Source organism: Mameliella sp. CS4 (assembly GCF_019392335.1).
Taxonomy (GTDB): domain Bacteria; phylum Pseudomonadota; class Alphaproteobacteria; order Rhodobacterales; family Rhodobacteraceae; genus Antarctobacter.
Genome location: NZ_JAHXRQ010000001.1, coordinates 331,641 through 344,753, shown reverse-complemented (window position 1 = coordinate 344,753; position 13,113 = coordinate 331,641). Strand labels below are relative to the sequence as shown.

Here is a 13,113-nt window from a genome sequence, read left to right as displayed (position 1 = left end):
TTCTGTTTTTATTCGGAACAGACTACGGAGTGTCCGGCTGCTTTGGCAAGAGGTTCGAAAAGCTGGCCTCGCCCGCGATCAGGACGGCTTGCGTGCGGCTCTGGACGCCCAGCTTGCGCATGATGGCGGTCACATGGGCCTTGACGGTGGTTTCCGCGATAGAGAGGTCATAGGCGATCTGCTTGTTCAGCTTGCCCTCGCAGATCAGTTGCAGGATGCGTGCCTGCTGGTTGGTCAGCGTCGACAGGCGCGAGACCGCGTCGTCGCCCGCATCCGCCGGCTGCCCGGCATCGCCCACGTCGACGAACCCTTCGGGGACAAAGACCTCGTCGCGCGCCAGCGCATCGAAGGCCTGGCGAAAGACGCCGCGCTGGCTGTGCTTGGGGACAAAACCCTTGGCGCCCGCGCGCATCACCGACGTCACCATGCGGTTGTCCGCCATCGAAGAGACGACGACCACGGGAATTGCCCCGGCGGCGGTCTTGAGCCGGATCAGCCCGTCCAGCCCGTTCACGTCCGGCAGGTTGAGATCCAGCACGATGACATCCGGTTCGGCGCCTTCATCCAGGGCGTCCAGCGCATCCTCGAGCAGGCTGGCGGTCTCGATCTCCTCGATCCCGGCCACGGTCTTGAGCGTCATGGCCAGCGCATCGCAAAACAGCGGGTGATCGTCCACGATCAGCGCAGAGGCGAAATGCCGTTGATGGTCCGTTTCGGGCAACGTTCTCCTCCCCCTTTGAACGCCGGTTTCTTGGTATACCTTACGATCCTAGCAAAGCGCCAGAGCCACGGCACCTGTGCTAAGGTCTTAGGAGGAGGGGGCGTGCCGGCGGACATGCAAACGGCGTGACCGGGTCACGCCGCCTGTCGGACCTTTGGCTTTGGGTCAGCCGGTCCAGTTGGTCGCCTGGGCAAAGATCAGGAAGGCGATGGCGATCCCGATCCAGGTGACGAAGAGCGGCAGGAAAAAGCGGATCCAGCGGTCCCATCCCACGCCGGCCAACGCCAATGTCGCCATGAAGTAGCCGGAGGTCGGGTAGAAGATATTCGAGAGCCCGTCACCCAGCTGGTAGGCCAGCACCGCGTTCTGCCGTGTCACCCCGATCAGGTCCGAAAGCGGCGCCATGATCGGCATCGTCACAAGCGCCTGGCCGCTGCCCGACGGAATGACGAAGTTGAAGCCAAGCTGCGACAGGAACATGCCCACCGCCGAAAGCGTGTCGGGAAAGCTGCCGACGAGGCCGCCAAGCCCGTGCACCAGCGTATCCATCACTTGGCCTTGTTCGAACATCACCGCAACCGCCCGGGCCAGTCCGACGATGATCGCGCCCATCAGAACGTCGCGAAAGCCCTCGTTGAAGGCGTCGCAGATGCGCGCGGTGTTCAGCCCGGCGACCAGCCCGACAACAACGCCCATCAAGACGAAGAGGCCCGCCATTTCCAGCATGAACCAGCCGCGGGTCAACACGCCCCAGACCATGATCGCGAAAAAGCCCAGCGTGACCAGCCCGGCCCAGGCCTGGCGCTGGCTAAAGCGCATCGGCTCGGCCGAGAAATCGTGGCGGTAGGTGCCGCGCTTCGTCTCTTCGCGGGAATCCCCGACCATCAGGCTGTCATCGGGGTTGGCGCGGACGCGGCGGGCATAGCGGATCGTGTGCAGCACGGCCACAACCAGCAGCACGACAAAGAGCGTGGCGCGCAGACCGGCACCGGAATACAGCGGCAATTCGGCGATTGTCTGACCCAGCCCGGTATTGATCGGGTTCAGCACACCCGCCGTGAACCCGGCCGTTGTCGCCAAAAGCGCGGTTGCCGCGGCGGTGATCGAGTCGTAGCCCAGCGCAATCATCAGCGGCAGGATCACGGGCACGTAGACCAGGGCCAGTTCCTGGGTCCCGATCAAGGAGGCCACGACGGCAAAGAAGGTCATCAGCACCGGAAACATCAGCAGGCTGCGCGAGGAAAAGCGCCGTGCGAGTTTGTCCACCGCCACGTCGATCAGGCCGGTCCGGCGGACCACCATGAAGGTGCCGCCGATGATGAAGGTGAAAAAGACGACGGTCGCGGCATCCACCAGCCCGTTCGGGACCGCTAGCATGAACTGTTCCAGTCCCACGGGCGTGGCCGGAACCTCGCGGTAGCTGGCCGGGTCGATGGCGCTGCGGCCATTCGCCAGCGTCACCCGATCATACAGACCTGCCGGAATGACGTGGGTCAATGCGGCGGCAATGGCCGTAAAGACGAAAAGGATGACGTAGATATGCGGCATCCGGAATCCGGGTGCCTCTGTCTCGTCCACGTCGGTGTTCTCGGCGGTCATTGTCTGGTCCTCCCTCGACCTTGCTGCGCAACGGGGCGCGAAGATCGTCTGATGTTGCAATATCTGACATGTTAGTTAAAATATTTATTGATATGCCATAATTGCTTTCAGAAGGGTCTGTTTGCATATTTTTGAAAGTGGTGGGAAATATAAAGAAAACCGGAGGGAAACATGACAGAGGCAGGAGGTGAAGCGCAGAGCAGGCGCGCCTTTGGCGCCCTCATCGACGCGCTGAGAGGTGGAGAGTTGCCGTCGAGCAGCTTTCACTCGATGCAGCAACTGGTGAGCGTCCTGGGATTTCCGATCTCGTCGATTCGCGAGGCGGTCAAGCGGGCCGAGGCCCAGGGCCTGGTCGAGATCCTGCCAAAACGCGGCATCCAAGTGATGTCTGCGGACCTCGACTCGACGCGGAACTGCATGGATATGCGCGCGACGCTGGACAAGGAAGGCGCGCGCCGCCTGCTGGCACGCGGCAAGGGGCGTGACTGGTCCGGGTTGCGCGCGGCGCATGAGGCCCTTCTGGCCCGCGCGCAGGCCGGGATCGGCGCCGCAGAGGCTGTCGATGCCATCGACGTGGATCTCAGCCTGCATGACGCGCTCGCCGAAGAGCTGGACAATCCGCTGCTGCGGCGCTGCTACGAAGAGAACCGCACCCGCATCGCCATCATCCAGAACACGCGGCCCTTCCTCGCCGATCGCGTTGCCTCGGCGATGGAAGAGCACCTGGCCATTATTTCAGCCATCGAGGCCGGGGACGAACCGGCGGTGATGGAGGCGATCGACCTCCATTTCCTGCAAACGCTGCGCTGGTGGGGAATCCACGGCTGAGCGGTTCCGCGTGACGCGGTGCCGGGCCGTGACCGTGGATCACCTGTCGCCGAACATGTCCCCCAGTCCGCCCAGCACGGACCCTTCGCCCTTGCTGCCGCCCGGACCCGCGGCGCGCAGCACGCGGTCGGCCAGCCGCGAGAAGGGCAGGCTTTGCAGAAAGACGGTTCCCGGGCCGCGCAGCGTGGCCAGAAAGATCCCCTCGCCGCCGAACACCATGCTCTTGAGGTTGCCGGCCCGTTCGATGTCATAGTGCACGCCGCTGGTCATCGCCGCCAGACAGCCGGTATCGACGCGCAGAACCTCGCCCGCCTGCAATTGGCGCCGGATGACGGTGCCGCCGATATGGATAAAGGCCATGCCGTCGCCGTTCAGACGCTGCAGGATGAACCCTTCGCCGCCAAAGAACCCGGCCCCCAGCTTGCGCTGAAAGGCGATGTCGGTGGTCGTGCCGAAGGCGGCGCAGAGAAAGGCGTCTTTCTGGCAGATCAGTTCTTCGCCCATCTCGGCCATGTTCACGGGAATGATCTTGCCCGGATAGGGCGCGGCAAAGGCGACGCGCTTTTTGCCCTGCCCGTTGTTGGTGAAATGGGTCATGAAGATCGATTCGCCGGTCAGCACGCGCTTGCCGACGTTCAACAGGGAATCCATGAACCCGGCGGACGGGCGTCCGCCATCGCCCAGACGGGTTTCAAAGCCGATCCCGTCGTCCATGTAGTTCATGGCCCCGGCCTCGGCGATCACGACCTCGGAAGGGTCGAGTTCCACCTCGACGATCTGCATGTCATCGCCAAAAATCTCGTAGTCAACTTCATGACACCGCATTTCAAACTGCCTTTCAGGTATGGGCAAAGGGAATCCCCCGAAGGCTAGACTGGTGGTGCGCGCCCAGTCCAGTCCGGACATCCTTACGGTCTTGCAAGACCATCGGGGGGACTGGCGATGTGGTTGGCCAAGTCTCTTTGACAGGAGGAATCGAGAGTCCAGCTCCCCGTAAACGCGCTTGGTATGCTTATCTTCTGCGCCCAATTTCGAAATGCCCGCAATGCGGTTTCTATTGGCCCTTCACTTGATCTGCCTGCCCCCGGTGCGGATATGATCCGGCAAAAGGACATTCCTTTGTGGTTTGGGCCGTTCTGACACTCGGCCTGGTCTTGATGGTCTTCGTGGTGCCGGGTCTGCTCTTGCTGCTTGCCTGGATCGCAGATGTTCTGGACATTCCTCTGTCGTCCAGCAGTCCCATGTAGGTGTTCGGAACCTGCCCGAGGTTCAGGTTCTCGTGCTGACGAAAAAAGGGCGCCCCGCGGGACGCCCTTTTCCTCATGCCTTGTGCTGGCTTACTGCAGGCTGGCCAGTTCCTTGGGCAGCTTGAAGGTCCAGACGGTGCCACCCTGGTTGAGGTAGTTCACCTTCTTGGCAACCTCGCCACCCCAGAGCGGAACCGCGCCGCCCCAGCCGGAGACGATCGTGACATACTGCTCGCCGTCCATTTCCCAGGTGACGGGCTGACCCACGATGCCCGAGCCGGTCTGGAACTCCCAGAGAATCTCGCCGGTCTCGTCGTCCAGAGCGATGAACTTGCCCTCGGGCGTGCCGGTGAAGACGAGGCCGCCACCGGTGGTCATCACGCCACCCCAGAGCGGTGCGTCGTTCTTGTATTCCCAGACCAGGTCACCGGTGTCGGGGTCGATCGCCTTGAGCGACCCGATGTGGTCCTCGTAGTTCGGCTTGATGGTGAACCCGGCCCCCAGATAGGCGGCGCCCTTCTTGTAGGTGATCGGCTCGTTCCAGATATCCATGCCCCATTCGTTCGAGGGCACGTAGAAATTGCCGGTCTTCTGGCTGAAGGCCATCGGCATCCAGTTCTTGCCACCCAGGAAGGAGGGCGAGGCAAAGATCACGTCACCCTTCTTGCCATCGGCGGCCGCGGTGGGATCGCCGGGGCGGTTGTCCTCGTTGAAGATCGGGCGGCCGTTTTCATCAATGCCGTCGGCCCAGGTGATGTCCTTGACGAAGGGCGTGGCCGAGATGAACCCGCCATCCTCTGCGTCGAGCACGTAGAAAAAGCCGTTCCGGTCGGCGGTGGCCAGGCGCATGTTGCCGTCGCGGTCGTTGTAGGCGACCACTTCGTTCACGCCGTCATAGTCCCAGCCCTCGCGCGGGGTGGTCTGGAAGTGCCACTTGATCTCGCCGGTCTTGGGGTCGATGCCGATGCGGCTGGCAGCATAGAGGTTGTCGCCGGTGCCGTCGTTCTTTTGCCCCGCATCGCGCAGCCAGCTGTTCCAGGGCGCCGGGTTGCCCGCGCCAAAGATCAGCGTGTCGGTGCGTTCGTCGTAAGAGCCGCCCAGCCAGGTGGCGCCGCCGCCGGTCTTCCACATGTCGCCCGGCCAGGTCGCGTTCAGCGTGCCGGTCATGGTCGAGGGTTCGCCGTTCAGCATGCCCATGTGACCTTCGATCACCGGGCGTTCCCAGACCAGGTCGCCGTTTTCGATGTTGCGGGCCTGCACGGTGCCGACGATGCCGAATTCACCGCCTGAGTTGCCGGTGATGACCAGCCCGTCGACGATCAGCGGCGCGGCGGTATAGGAATAGCCGGCCTTGTAGTCCGCGATCTTGTCGCGCCAGACGACATCGCCGGTGTCCTTGTTCAGCGCAACGATGCGCGCGTCCAGCGTGCCGAAGATGATCTTGTCGCCGTAGATCGCGGCGCCGCGGTTGACCACGTCACAGCAGGGCAGGATACCTTCGGGCAGGCGGGCGTCGTACTGCCACAGTTCCTTGCCGGTTTTCAGGTCGATGGCGTAGAGCCGCGAGTAGGAGCCGGTGACATACATCACGCCGTCATAAATGATCGGCTGGGCTTCCTGCCCGCGTTGCTTTTCACCGCCAAAGCTGAAGGCCCAGGCGGCCTGAAGATACTTGATATTGTCCTTGTTCAGCGTGTCCAGCGGGCTGTACCGCTGCAGATGGCGGCCCATGCCGTTGGTCACGACCTGTGTCGTGATGGTCTGGTCGTCGGCCAGATCGGCCTCGGTTACTTGTGCCGTGGCAGCTGTGCCGGTCAGCAGGATGCTGGCAGCGGCTGCCAGAATGAATCGGTTCATGAGATTTCCTCCCTTCATCGCCCAGGCGACGTGGATACACGCGCCCCTCTCCCGGGCGCTGGAGACAGTATTCAGGGAAGCCGCGTGGCGAGGTATTGCACAATGGTCGTAAGACTGCCGCGCGCTTGACAAGCGGTGTCGGGCATGACGCGCGCGTGACTCGAACCAGGGGAGAGCGCGGCGCGGTCACAACGAAAAAAAGGGCAGCCCGGGGGCTGCCCTTTGCGTTGCGGTACCGGGGGCGATCAGTCGGAAATCGCGCCGTTGTCCTGGGTGGTGATGCTGACCAGGTAGGACAGGATGAAATCCTGCACAGTGCGGTCTTCGATACCCACGTGACGCATCTTGGTGCCGGGCATGAACCCGTCGTTGTCTTCCATCCAGGCGCGCAGGGCGGCGGGCGTCCAGACGATGCCAGAGGCCTCGAGCGCGATGGAATAGTCGTAGTCGGGATAGCTGCCCGCGGCGCGGCCGATGACGTTTTCCAGCGGCGGCCCGTAAGAGGCATGGTCGGCGTCGACCGCGTGGCAGCGGCGGCATTCGCTGTCGAACAGGGCCTTGCCGGCGGAAATCTTGATCTCCTCGAAAGTATCGGCGCAGGCCGGCCCGGCGATGAGGGCGGCGGCGAGAATAAGGGCGGTCTTCATGTCAGATCTCCAGTGAGGTGCGCGATTCCCTGGTCCTGGCGCGATCCTCTGCCGTTCACGGGCAAAAGCCATCCACTGCTTTGGTCGTATTCCTGCGCGCCGGGCGATTGATCATGATCATGGACGGTGTACCCGGCTGTGTTTGTCCGCACGCGGACCGGCCCTGTCCACCCGCAGAGTCCCGGCAAGGCGCCCGGACTCCCCGAGGGATCGTTGCCCGCGGCGGCAAGGGTCCCTTATCCAGGGCCTTGCGGGGTGGCCGGCGCAGACCCATCCTCTGCGCCGGTCTCTTTGCCCCCGCGGCGGGGTGTCCGACTAGAAGAGCGGCGCGTATTTCCAGTTGTCCGCGTCGGGTGTTACCTCGTCGAGGTCATATCCCGCGCCCTGCAGGCGCCGGGCGACCGGCAGGCCCGCCTTTGCGGCGCGGTCTACCATCGCGCGGCCCGCAGCCTCGTCCCGGGCGACGCCATGCCCCCGGATCAGCGCCAGCCCATAGTTGAACTGGCCGACCGGATCGCCCGCCTCGGCGGCGCGGCGGTCCCATTCGGCGGCGGCATCGGGGTCATAGTCACCACCCAGGCCGTTGTTCTGCAACTGGCCCATCCAGGTCATCGCTGCCGTGTAGCCGCCCTGTTCGGCGCAGAGCCGAAAGATCTCGCGCGCATCGGCGTGGTCGCCCTTCTTGGTGAAGTGATAACCCGAGGCGCAGGTGGTCATGTCGGTCTGACCACGCCGGATGTTGTCGATCACCCGGTCCATGCCCATTTCGGGCGGGTTGAGAGTGCCCAGGTCCTCCTCGGCCCAGGCGGCGGTGGCGAGTGTGGCGCAGATCGCCAGCGTCGTCATGCGCATCGCATCCTCCTTTCGCGGCTCACGGCGCGGTTTGCCGCCGCGATACAGTGTAACTTAGCGTGTCGGGCCGCAGTGACCATCACCCGACCCCGTGCAGGGCGATCAGGGGCGCAGCGCGGCGCCCCAGGGGAAGCGCCCAACCTTGATGGTCTTGATCGCCTCGCGCTTGGCCACGTCGATCACCGTCACGTCTCCCGAGATACCATTTGTGGTGAACAGCAGCGACTTGTCGCTGTTGAAGGCCATGTGCCAGACGCGGCGCCCGACGAGGATGTATTGTTCGACCTCGAAGGTCTCGGCGTTGACCACAGCAACGTGGTTGGACGGTCCCAGCGCGACAAAGGCGGTCTTTTCCTCGCCGTCGAATTCGAAGCCCACGGGTTGCACGCGGTCGGGGTGGACGCCCTTGACGGCAAAGTCGATCTTGGCCAGCTCTGCCTTGGTTTCGACGTCGAAGACGCTGACCGTGCCGCCGATTTCCGCAGACACCCAGAGCTGCGTCCCCCCGGCGGCGAATTCCGCGTGGCGGGGGCGCGAATCGACCAATGTATTGGCGACCAGTTCGCGGGTCTCGGTGTCGATCCAATGTGCCATGTTGGTGGTTTCCGACGTGGTGATTGCCAGCTTGCCATCGGGCGAGACGGCCATGCCCTCGGGTTCGATGCCCACGTCGATCTGGGCGACGACGGTGCGGCTGACCACGTCGACGACGGTGGTGATCGCGTCATCCTCATTGGCGATGTAGAGGTGCCGGTTGTCCGGATGCAGGACAAATTGTTCCGGGTCTTCGCCCGAGGGCAGGTCGAACAGGACCTCGCCGGTGTCCGGGTCCATGACCTGAACCGTGTCGCTGTCCGAGGCGCAGATGTAGACCACGCTGTGATCGTGGCTGAAGGTGATGCCACGCGGGCGATCCCCCGTGGGAATGGTGCGCACCACCTCGAGCGTGGCGACGTCGATCACGCTGATCGTGTCGTCCTTTTCGTTGGTGACCCAGATTTCCTCGGCGGCGACAGGCGCGCCCAGCAGGCAGGCGGCAAGGCAAGCGGTGAGGGTCTTGTGGGTGTTTTTGCCAAGAAGAAACATCATGTCGGTCCTCACTTTCCGAATGCCGGGCAATCGGATTCGGGGGCGTCGCGGCCCAATGTGTCGAGTTCGTTGACCTGGTGGAGGAAGCCCTCAAGCGGGGCCTGCGCCACCACGGCGCGGCGTGTGACCAGCGGAATCGGCTGGCGCAGCTGGCCGTTCCAGTCGCGGAACGACAGCGGGCGCCCCTTGAAGCCGGCCAGTTCGAAATCCGGGCCCAGCAGGTAGGCGCGCAGGGTCGCGGTGTCGGCGGCGCCGGTGCGGGTGACGGCCTCTCCGATTGCACGCACGGCGGCCCAGGCGGCATAGTCGCGCGACCGCATCGGGCGCGCGGCCAGGTCGGTGAAGCGGGACTGCAGCTGTGCCGCGCCCCATTGTTCCACCACCTGCGCCCAGGCCACGGGCACCAGCCCTTCGGAGCCGGCAACGGGGCGGGGCGTCCAGGTGTTGTAGGCGATGTAGCGGCCGAAATCATGGATCTCGTCCGCGATCAGCAGGACATCGTGATCCTTCAGGTCCTGGGTGAAGAGCGGCACTTCCTGGCTGGCGGTGCGCCGCATGTCGGCGTCGAAGGCCCATGTCTTTTCCGACTTCAGCCGCATGCCGAACTTGGTCAGGCTGTTGCGCAACGCTTCGGCAAAGGCGGTATCGTCCGGGTGCGTGCCGGTGATCATGGCCAGGTCGTCCCAGCGGCGGTTCAGCAGGAACTGGGCCAGGGCATCGGTGCGCATGGCATTGCTGGGCAGAGTGTGCAGCAGGTTGGCGCGGCAGTCCGCGCCGCGCAGGCGGTCATCGGGTGCGGCACTGTTGAAAATCAGGGCGCCCGCCGCCTCGGGCAGGTCGGCCAGGGCCAGGGCCGCATCGGCGGGGGCGTCCAGCACGATCAGGTCGGTGGTCGCCAGTGCCGCCCGTGCTGCCGCCGCGAGATCGCCGCCGACGGGCACCTCTGTCACCTCCAGCGCCCAGGTCTGGCCCAGAAACCGACCCGTCGTGGCATTGTCGGCCAGGCCCAGTTCGGCGCCTTTCAGGCCAAGGTCCCCGGGAATCGGGTCGAGGTTGGACAGGACGGGGGGCTGTTCGACCTCTTGCCGGAGGTAGTGAATCGTTACAGAGACATCGGCAACGGCCGCCGATGCGCTCAGGCACAGGGCCGTGGCCAGGCGCAGAAACATTGGTGAAGTCCTCCCTTGGCACGAAAGTATGCACCGCACCTGCGAGCGGAATAGGACCTTGGTCGTGGTTCCGCGTGGCTTGGGACTTAGGTCCAATAGCTTCGGTGCGAGACGGCCCCCTAAGAAAAGGGCAATCGCACCGAGGAGGAAACACGCACATGACCCGCAAGACCATTGCACTGAGCCTGGCCTTGATGTTCGGCGCCACGATTGCGCTGTCGCATGGGGACGTTGCCCCGCAGCCCGTCAATACCGACGCCCTGCCAGAGGTGGGCGACGAATGGCTGACCGAAAACCCCTACCGGGACCACGGAGACGAAGTCTACTGGACCGCTGTCGAGATCGGCTCTTCCGGTTACAACCAGAACTGCGCGCGCTGCCACGGGCTCCAGGTGATCTCGGGCGGGCTGGCGCCCGACCTGCGGTTCTTGGAGGCCGAGGAATACGGCGACGAATGGTACGTCGAGCGGTTCCGCCACGGCTATACCCAGAACGGCACTACCAAGATGCCCGCCTTCGGCGAGCTGCTGGGCCAGAAGGCGGCCTGGGCGATCCGCACCTATATCGAGGCGCGCCCGGACGATGAACAGGTGGCCGAACTGACGCCCGAGCTGAAGGTGCTGCGCGACCAGCTGGCCGCCTGGTCCGAGGATGCCTCTGGCGCGGATCCCGATGGCATGAAGGCCAAGCTGGACGAGATCGCAGCGGGCATCGAGACGCTCAGCGGCGCGCCCGTGGCCGACAGCGCGGCCTACCGCGCGTCTGCGCTGATCGACGGCACCTCCGAGGGGTATCGTCACGCGGCCGAGGCGCTGACCATCGGCCTGTCGGCGGCGCACTGACATGATCGCGGCGCGCCCCTTGCTGAAACTGTGCCTGTTGGCCGGCCTCTGGGCCGGTATCGCGGGCGCCGTCCAGGCGCGCTGCGAAGACTGGGTGCCACAGCCGAAACCCCAAAACGCCAGCCGCGACATCGTCGGTCAGGACATCGACCAGATCATGGAGCGCGGCTGGATCGAATTTGCCGTCTACGAGGATTACCCGCCCTATTCCTTCGAAGAAAATGGCAAAGCGCGCGGCGTCGACATCGAGATCGGGCGCCTGATCGCCGAGGATCTGGGGGTCGCGCCGCGCTTCAAGTTCGTGGCGGCGGGCGAGAATCTGGACGCCGACCTGCGCAACTACCTGTGGAAAGGGCCCTTGGTGGGCGGTGCCGTGTCCAACGTGATGCTGCGCGTGCCCTACGACAGCGCCTTTACCTGCCGGGTCGAACAGGTGGCCTTTACCGGCCAGTATCAGACCGAGGGGATCGCCATTGCCTATGACAAGGCGGCCTACCCAGAGGAAAAACCGGTTCCGGCCTATTTCCGCTTTGATACCGTCGCGGTGGAAAACGACTCGATTGCCGATTTCTACCTGACATCGCTGGCGGGGGGGCAGTTGAACGCCAATATCCGGCGATTCCCGACCACCGCGCAGGCGATGGCGGCGCTGGCAGAGGGCGAGGTGAAGGCGGCGATGGGGCCGCTGGCACAGCTGGAATACGGCCTGACCGAAAACCTGGCCGTGCACCAGCCGCCCTTGCCCGGCTTCTCGGTGGGCAAGTGGACCATCGGATTGGGTGTGAATTTCCGTTATCGTCCGCTAGGTTATGCCGTGGACGATGCGATCTATGCCGCGCTTGACGACGGGCGTATCGCGGCGATTTTCGAAAGCTACGGGTTGAGTTTCACGCCACCTGAGCGTTGAGTAATCCGTAGGGAGACAGGAGAACGGGGCTGCCTTGCGGCACCCGTCACAAGGAAGAGGGTTGAGAGATGCAGATGAGTGACAGCCGCGAGATCGCGGCCTCGCGCGACGTGGTGTGGCAGGCGATCCTCGATCCCGAGGTGCTCAAGGCCTGCGTGCCGGGCTGCACCGAGATGACCGGATCGGCCGAAGAAGGCTTCGAGGCGACCGTGGTGCAGAAAGTCGGCCCGGTGAAGGCGACCTTCAAGGGCCAGGTCACACTGGCCGACGTGGACAAGCCGAACTCGGTCACGCTGAACGGCGAGGGCAAGGGTGGGGCTGCCGGTTTCGCCAAAGGCGGGGCCAAGGTCGACCTGGCAGAGACCGCCGATGGCGGCACCCTGCTGACCTACGAGGTCGAGGCCAAGGTTGGTGGCAAGCTGGCGCAGCTGGGCAGCCGGATCATCGACGGCTTTGCCAAGAAGATGGCGGACCAGTTCTTTCAGAACTTCCAGGACGCGGTCGAGGGCCCGGCAGATCCGGACGCGGCGGAGCCCGGCGCGGATGGCGATGAAAACCACAAGAAAGGCTGGTTCAAACGGCTCGTGAAGGGCTGAACCGGCAGTATCCAGATACCCAGACAAGACATTTTATCCAGGGAGGATAGCGATGGCAGAAGTAACCATGACGGTGAACGGGAAATCCGTCACCAAGTCGGTCAAGGGCAACACGCTGATGACCGATTTCCTGCGCGACGAACTGCGGCTGACCGGCACCCACGTGGGCTGTGATACTTCGCAGTGCGGCGCCTGCAACATCCACGTCAACGGCAACCTCGTGAAAGCCTGCACCATGTTCGCGGGCGAAGCGGACGGCGCCGAGGTCTCGACCATCGAGGGTCAGGCCAATGCCGACGGGGCGCTGAACGTGATCCAGCAGGCCTTCCAGGATCATCACGGGCTGCAATGCGGATTCTGCACCCCGGGCATGGTCATGGCGGCGGCCTCGCTGCTCAAGGAAAACCCCAAGCCGACCGAGGCCGAGGTGCGTGACTACCTCGAAGGCAACATCTGCCGCTGCACCGGCTACCACAACATCGTCAAGGCGATCCTGGCCGCGTCCGGACAGGACGTCTCGGGCATCGCGGCCGAGTGAGGTGAGGCGGGCGCGTGCGATTTGTTGTCGAACTCGGTCTGATCGGCGGGATCTTCTTGGCGATCTCCTTCGGTTGGGATCGTGTCGTCGACTGGATCGACCCTGCGCCCCATTGGCTGAATCTCGTCGAGCTGCCGGGCCCGATTCTGCTTTTCGTCTTCGCATACGCTGCGGGGCGTTGGCTGAGGGCCCGGGATCGCAAGAAATGAGTTATCGGACCT

General features: G+C 64.1%; 14 protein-coding genes. 6 read left to right on the top strand and 8 right to left on the bottom strand.

What is annotated here, in order from left to right; genetic code table 11:
* Window positions 1–22: 22 nt before the first annotated feature.
* Together KZZ07_RS01570 and KZZ07_RS01565 are read right to left on the bottom strand one after the other, a co-directional pair.
* Window positions 23–721, bottom strand: a complete 699-nt coding sequence (locus tag KZZ07_RS01570; RefSeq protein WP_255564099.1) for a response regulator — start codon at window positions 719–721, stop codon at window positions 23–25.
* Between the two features lie 165 nt (window positions 722–886).
* Entirely contained in the window at window positions 887–2,320 is a 1,434-nt protein-coding gene (locus KZZ07_RS01565) for a YfcC family protein (RefSeq protein ID WP_219511690.1), read from the bottom strand.
* Window positions 2,321–2,491: 171 nt separating this feature from the next.
* Between KZZ07_RS01565 and KZZ07_RS01560 the strand changes: the two genes are divergently transcribed.
* Complete coding sequence (locus KZZ07_RS01560) at window positions 2,492–3,148, top strand: GntR family transcriptional regulator (RefSeq protein WP_219511688.1); 657 nt, start codon at window positions 2,492–2,494, stop codon at window positions 3,146–3,148.
* A 39-nt stretch (window positions 3,149–3,187) separates the two neighbouring features.
* On the opposite strand, the gene KZZ07_RS01555 is transcribed toward KZZ07_RS01560, so the two are convergent.
* The 6 genes from KZZ07_RS01555 to KZZ07_RS01530 form a co-directional block, all read right to left on the bottom strand.
* The gene (locus KZZ07_RS01555; protein WP_219511686.1) at window positions 3,188–3,973 is read right to left on the bottom strand and encodes a TIGR00266 family protein; all 786 of its coding nucleotides are present in this window, start codon (window positions 3,971–3,973) and stop codon (window positions 3,188–3,190) included.
* Window positions 3,974–4,485: 512 nt separating this feature from the next.
* A complete protein-coding gene (locus KZZ07_RS01550; protein WP_219511678.1) occupies window positions 4,486–6,252 on the bottom strand; it encodes a PQQ-dependent methanol/ethanol family dehydrogenase in 1,767 nt (588 codons plus the stop codon).
* A 245-nt stretch (window positions 6,253–6,497) separates the two neighbouring features.
* Window positions 6,498–6,899 (bottom strand): c-type cytochrome, encoded by a 402-nt coding sequence (locus KZZ07_RS01545; RefSeq protein ID WP_219511676.1) that lies wholly within the window; start codon window positions 6,897–6,899, stop codon window positions 6,498–6,500.
* Window positions 6,900–7,214: 315 nt separating this feature from the next.
* Complete coding sequence (locus KZZ07_RS01540; RefSeq protein WP_219511673.1) at window positions 7,215–7,751, bottom strand: tetratricopeptide repeat protein; 537 nt, start codon at window positions 7,749–7,751, stop codon at window positions 7,215–7,217.
* 102 nt (window positions 7,752–7,853) lie between these two features.
* The gene (locus KZZ07_RS01535; RefSeq protein ID WP_255564098.1) at window positions 7,854–8,840 is read right to left on the bottom strand and encodes a YVTN family beta-propeller repeat protein; all 987 of its coding nucleotides are present in this window, start codon (window positions 8,838–8,840) and stop codon (window positions 7,854–7,856) included.
* A gap of 8 nt (window positions 8,841–8,848) precedes the next feature.
* The gene (locus KZZ07_RS01530; RefSeq protein ID WP_219511658.1) at window positions 8,849–10,009 is read right to left on the bottom strand and encodes an ABC transporter substrate-binding protein; all 1,161 of its coding nucleotides are present in this window, start codon (window positions 10,007–10,009) and stop codon (window positions 8,849–8,851) included.
* A gap of 158 nt (window positions 10,010–10,167) precedes the next feature.
* Here KZZ07_RS01530 and pedF point away from each other — a divergent pair, with 158 nt between their 5' ends.
* The 5 genes from pedF (at window position 10,168) to KZZ07_RS01505 (ending at window position 13,101) form a co-directional block, all read left to right on the top strand.
* Window positions 10,168–10,851: a cytochrome c-550 PedF gene (pedF, locus tag KZZ07_RS01525; RefSeq protein WP_219511654.1), complete on the top strand. Its 684-nt coding sequence runs from the start codon at window positions 10,168–10,170 to the stop codon at window positions 10,849–10,851.
* A 1-nt stretch (window position 10,852) separates the two neighbouring features.
* Window positions 10,853–11,758 (top strand): substrate-binding periplasmic protein, encoded by a 906-nt coding sequence (locus KZZ07_RS01520; RefSeq protein WP_219511641.1) that lies wholly within the window; start codon window positions 10,853–10,855, stop codon window positions 11,756–11,758.
* A gap of 68 nt (window positions 11,759–11,826) precedes the next feature.
* The gene (locus KZZ07_RS01515; RefSeq protein ID WP_219511639.1) at window positions 11,827–12,354 is read left to right on the top strand and encodes an SRPBCC family protein; all 528 of its coding nucleotides are present in this window, start codon (window positions 11,827–11,829) and stop codon (window positions 12,352–12,354) included.
* 52 nt (window positions 12,355–12,406) lie between these two features.
* Window positions 12,407–12,892 (top strand): (2Fe-2S)-binding protein, encoded by a 486-nt coding sequence (locus tag KZZ07_RS01510; RefSeq protein ID WP_219511636.1) that lies wholly within the window; start codon window positions 12,407–12,409, stop codon window positions 12,890–12,892.
* Window positions 12,893–12,906: 14 nt separating this feature from the next.
* Window positions 12,907–13,101, top strand: coding sequence for a hypothetical protein (locus KZZ07_RS01505; RefSeq protein WP_219511635.1), 195 nt, complete (start codon window positions 12,907–12,909; stop codon window positions 13,099–13,101).
* Window positions 13,102–13,113: the final 12 nt, after the last annotated feature.

Excerpts from the sequence above, each read along its gene's own strand:
- KZZ07_RS01555 (WP_219511686.1), bottom strand. The coding sequence starts at position 3,973 with ATGCGGTGTCATGAAGTTGACTACGAGATTTTTGGCGATGACATGCAG.
- pedF (WP_219511654.1), top strand. The coding sequence starts at position 10,168 with ATGACCCGCAAGACCATTGCACTGAGCCTGGCCTTGATGTTCGGCGCC.
- KZZ07_RS01515 (WP_219511639.1), top strand. The coding sequence starts at position 11,827 with ATGCAGATGAGTGACAGCCGCGAGATCGCGGCCTCGCGCGACGTGGTG.
- KZZ07_RS01535 (WP_255564098.1), bottom strand. The coding sequence starts at position 8,840 with ATGATGTTTCTTCTTGGCAAAAACACCCACAAGACCCTCACCGCTTGC.
- KZZ07_RS01565 (WP_219511690.1), bottom strand. The coding sequence starts at position 2,320 with ATGACCGCCGAGAACACCGACGTGGACGAGACAGAGGCACCCGGATTC.
- KZZ07_RS01560 (WP_219511688.1), top strand. The coding sequence starts at position 2,492 with ATGACAGAGGCAGGAGGTGAAGCGCAGAGCAGGCGCGCCTTTGGCGCC.
- KZZ07_RS01545 (WP_219511676.1), bottom strand. The coding sequence starts at position 6,899 with ATGAAGACCGCCCTTATTCTCGCCGCCGCCCTCATCGCCGGGCCGGCC.
- KZZ07_RS01530 (WP_219511658.1), bottom strand. The coding sequence starts at position 10,009 with ATGTTTCTGCGCCTGGCCACGGCCCTGTGCCTGAGCGCATCGGCGGCC.
- KZZ07_RS01550 (WP_219511678.1), bottom strand. The coding sequence starts at position 6,252 with ATGAACCGATTCATTCTGGCAGCCGCTGCCAGCATCCTGCTGACCGGC.
- KZZ07_RS01540 (WP_219511673.1), bottom strand. The coding sequence starts at position 7,751 with ATGCGCATGACGACGCTGGCGATCTGCGCCACACTCGCCACCGCCGCC.
- KZZ07_RS01510 (WP_219511636.1), top strand. The coding sequence starts at position 12,407 with ATGGCAGAAGTAACCATGACGGTGAACGGGAAATCCGTCACCAAGTCG.
- KZZ07_RS01520 (WP_219511641.1), top strand. The coding sequence starts at position 10,853 with ATGATCGCGGCGCGCCCCTTGCTGAAACTGTGCCTGTTGGCCGGCCTC.